We start from the raw sequence: 3,466 nt of genomic DNA, 5'->3' as shown, positions 1-3,466 counted from the left end.
GTGATGCCGCCGCAAAGCGGCGGCATCACGAACTACGGCTGGAGTACTAGACTCTGCGATTAGGAGATCAATCGATTGATGGGGTAGTCGTGGATCCTGTTGCCGTCGTCGTTACCGCTCTCGCCGCTGGCGCTAGCGCAGGTGGGAGTCGAGCTGCTTCAGCCGACGTACGGGTCGCGTACAAGCGACTACGAGCTGCCGTCATAGCATCTATCGGTGACGAGCAATTGGGTGCCGACGTCTTTAAGGATATCGAGCGACACCCAGAGCGAACAGACGTGGTGCTGCTTAAGATTCTTCATGGCCGACGGCATTTGCTCGAAACGGGTATCCTTGATTTCGCCGAACGATTGATCGACTTGCTGGATCGTTCGGGTCGTGTGGGATACGCGATAGGTGTCAGGGGAGTTTCTGGTGTGCAGGTCGGCGATCACAACACTCAGCTCAACACCTTTGATCACAATGGCTGGACAAAGTAGCCGTGGTTGATACGCCTCAATCAACCCGGTCCGATAATGCGATACAGCGGACGACATCACCGTCAAGGAGAGTGCTGGGCTGGCCTGATCAGTTCCAATCGCCGCTCCAATTGGAAGAATCAATGCTTATCTCGGCCGAGTTAGTCGGTGCCTCTCATGTAGATACCTTGAAGATTCGAGCGCGACTTGCATTCTTGCGAGCTGAACGAGGCGGAGCTCATGATGCTGTGATAACCTTGGAGTCGATTATTGATAGATTGTCAGCACAGTGCGGGCACGGGGCGCCGGATGTCATGGAAGCCATGAATCTGTTGGCCTACTGCCGAGGGCAATCTGGCGATGTATCCGGGGCTTTTGTGGATTTTCAGAATTTAGAGATGGAATGCCGTCGGTTGTTTGGCGATGAGCACCCAGATACACTTTTCGCTCGGCACAACTTGGCGTTCTGGCGTGGGCTGGCTGGATATCCACCCGGTGCGGTAGATGATCTGGAAAAATTGTCTAAAGACCAGCAGCGCATTCTCGGCGAAGATGATCCAGAGACGCTGGCGACAAAGGCCGCGCTAGCGCATTGGCTGAACGAAAACAACAATCATGAAAAGGCGGTCGAAGTTTATCGAGACCTTCGAGACGCATATGCCAGAACGCTAGGAGTTTACCATCCGGACGCGATGCGGGTACGAAATAACCTTGCTGACCTGCTCGGCAAGGTGGGAGATGCAATGACTGCCGTGGCGGAGTTCAAAGTGCTACTTGGAGACAGGCGTCGAATACTCGGTCACGACCACCCGGAAACACTGTTGACGCGACAAAACTTGGCTCGCTATTTGGGGCGTTCGGGTCAGAAGGCCCAAGCCGTTCGCGAGCTTGAACAAGCGGTTGTCGACGATACGCGAGTTCTCGGAGCCGATCATCCCTACACAAAGAAAGCATCCGAGAGTCTGCGATACTGGCGCATGCAAAGGAATGGCAATTGACCACCGAACCTGCGACTGTGGAGTCCTATGCGGGTAACCGTACTTTGAGAACCGGAACCCCTCCGAGTTTGCAGAATGTACTCTCGGGTGACGCACTGGAAAGTGTGGCCCGGGCGGATCCAGAAAATATCCAGGAGGTGGCTGCTTCCCAGCTGGCGCTCAGTAACGACTACTATGAGAGTGTCCTTCTACAGGCCCGGCGGAGTTTCTTGGCCGCGATAATATCAGCAGGAGTGGGTCTGGTCTTCTTTGTGGGCGCAGTAGTTTTTTCGATTGTGAGCAAAACTCTGGACGCAGCGGTGGTAAGCTCGCTCGCCGGCGGAATTGTTGAGGTGATAGCTGGACTTAACTTTTGGCTATATGGCAAGACGGCGCTACAGCTCGATGCTTTTCATGTTCGCCTGGAGAAGACGCAACGATATTTGCTCGCGAACAGTGTCAGTGCCAACCTGCCGAGTGATGCACGGTCTCAAGTTATCGCTGATCTAGTTCGAGCGATGGTTGCAGTGCCAGCGAACGTCGATAGTCAAAGTCCTGCCAATACTTAGATATGTCGATTCTATTCGAGACGCATTCCTCACTGGAGCAGGTCGGCAGTATCTCCTGCTACCCGAACACTCACCCCTCACCAGAGCCGCAGTTAATTCTTACGGAATTGATTGACATTTGATATCACGGTCGTGCTCGTTGGCTGACGTCGGCCGCGTATGCGCCCCAGTCCCCGCCAGAAATATGCTGCCATTGAACGGCGACTTTGATGTGGACGCCGAGCATTTTGGCCAAGACCACAGCCGGGATTTCGGTAGCGAGCGTGAACAGCGCGGTCGAACGATCCTGTCGGGGTTGGATTCCGATCCGGTGGAGGCGCTGGGCGATCTGGTCGTCGCCCAGTGGGTGCCCGGGGCGACCTCCCGGGAATAACCAACGGACGGCGTCTGGTGTTCCGATCTTAGCTTTGCCGCGGCGGGTGGTCACGAGTTCACGGACCAGCTCGTCCAGCGGTGTGGGCAGGATGATCGGTGTAGTCCCGAATGTCATTGTGATGGTGTCAGTTTCGGCCCGAATATCATCAACGGTGAGTTGGCTGATGGTGGAGATCCTCTGCGCGTAGAGAACTACCAGAAGCCCGGCGACACGGTCAGCGGTGGATAGTGAGTCGTCATTGAGGAGTCGGCGGGCGTCGGCCCAGCGCTTTTCACTGTCGATTGAACTCATCGGGCCCGTCCAGCGCGTGGTGCCATAGACCAGGCCGTGGGCGTGGCGATGTTGTGTGGACCATCGGACGAAATGACCGGTTTCGTCGCGGTAGCTGGCGGCGGGATCGGTCATCCAGCGTTCGAGGTCGGCCTGAGCGCATGAACTCAGGGTCAGCTCTTGCTCGGCAAGCCAGGTGAGGAAGTTGTCGGCTGCGGTGACGTGACAGCGCAGGTTGAGGTCTTGGAGGCGGGTCGTGTGGTTGTCACCGAGGCGGTCACGCAGACGCCGCAGGTGGTGCCACACCGCGTAGCCGTGCAGGATTCGTCGTTCGGAGGAATCGGTTCGGGCTTGAACTTTCTGGGTGACCCATTTCTGGACGGCGGTGAGCCGTTCATCGCGGGGAGGTTGCGTGCCACTGGCAACGAGAACGCTGCGCAAATGCGCGAGCACCTTGCCCGGGGTCAACTCGTCGAGGATTTCGTGGGTGATACGGCGCTGGTCGCCTCCGATCCGTTCAAGCAGGTCACGGACCTTCGGACGACAGATCCAGGCCGCGGCCACGTCTGGGCGTTCGGCGCTGATCAGCGCGTGGTGGAAAGGGACGAGTTCGGGACGAATCGTGCCGGTGTCGTCGCTGAGGAGATCGCGTGCTTGTTGGTCGAGGACGCATCGCTGGCACGGGCGCGTGCTGAGTTGCCAGGTGATGGTGCAGGTGGGACAGCGGCCCCAGAAGTCCGGATCGGGGTTGGTACATTTCGCGCATAACCCTCTGTGTCAACCTTGGATGAGGCAGGATGTGTCGAGGTAACTTTG

General features: G+C 57.2%; 4 protein-coding genes. 2 read left to right on the top strand and 2 right to left on the bottom strand.

The window, feature by feature from the left end; genetic code table 11:
* Positions 1 to 188: 188 nt before the first annotated feature.
* Entirely contained in the window at positions 189 to 539 is a 351-nt protein-coding gene (locus APZ21_RS06330; protein ID WP_156370773.1) for a hypothetical protein, read from the bottom strand.
* Between the two features lie 242 nt (positions 540 to 781).
* Here APZ21_RS06330 and APZ21_RS32780 point away from each other — a divergent pair, with 242 nt between their 5' ends.
* Positions 782 to 1,456: a tetratricopeptide repeat protein gene (locus APZ21_RS32780; RefSeq protein ID WP_162240309.1), complete on the top strand. Its 675-nt coding sequence runs from the start codon at positions 782 to 784 to the stop codon at positions 1,454 to 1,456.
* Positions 1,453 to 2,004, top strand: a complete 552-nt coding sequence (locus tag APZ21_RS33770; RefSeq protein WP_156370769.1) for a TRADD-N-associated membrane domain-containing protein — start codon at positions 1,453 to 1,455, stop codon at positions 2,002 to 2,004. The genes APZ21_RS32780 and APZ21_RS33770 overlap by 4 nt, the downstream gene beginning before the upstream one ends.
* Positions 2,005 to 2,128: 124 nt before the next feature.
* On the opposite strand, the gene APZ21_RS06325 is transcribed toward APZ21_RS33770, so the two are convergent.
* Positions 2,129 to 3,214, bottom strand: coding sequence for a site-specific integrase (locus tag APZ21_RS06325; protein ID WP_204249052.1), 1,086 nt, complete (start codon positions 3,212 to 3,214; stop codon positions 2,129 to 2,131).
* Between the last annotated feature and the right edge of the window lie 252 nt (positions 3,215 to 3,466).

The organism is Nocardia arizonensis (assembly GCF_001310275.1).
In the GTDB taxonomy this organism is placed as follows: Bacteria; Actinomycetota; Actinomycetes; order Mycobacteriales; family Mycobacteriaceae; genus Nocardia; species Nocardia arizonensis.
The sequence above is the reverse complement of the archived record's forward strand: the minus strand, read 5'-3'. Positions and strand labels throughout refer to the sequence as shown.

Coding starts and splice junctions, on each gene's coding strand:
- APZ21_RS32780 (WP_162240309.1), top strand. CDS start 782: ATGAATCTGTTGGCCTACTGCCGAGGGCAATCTGGCGATGTATCCGGG.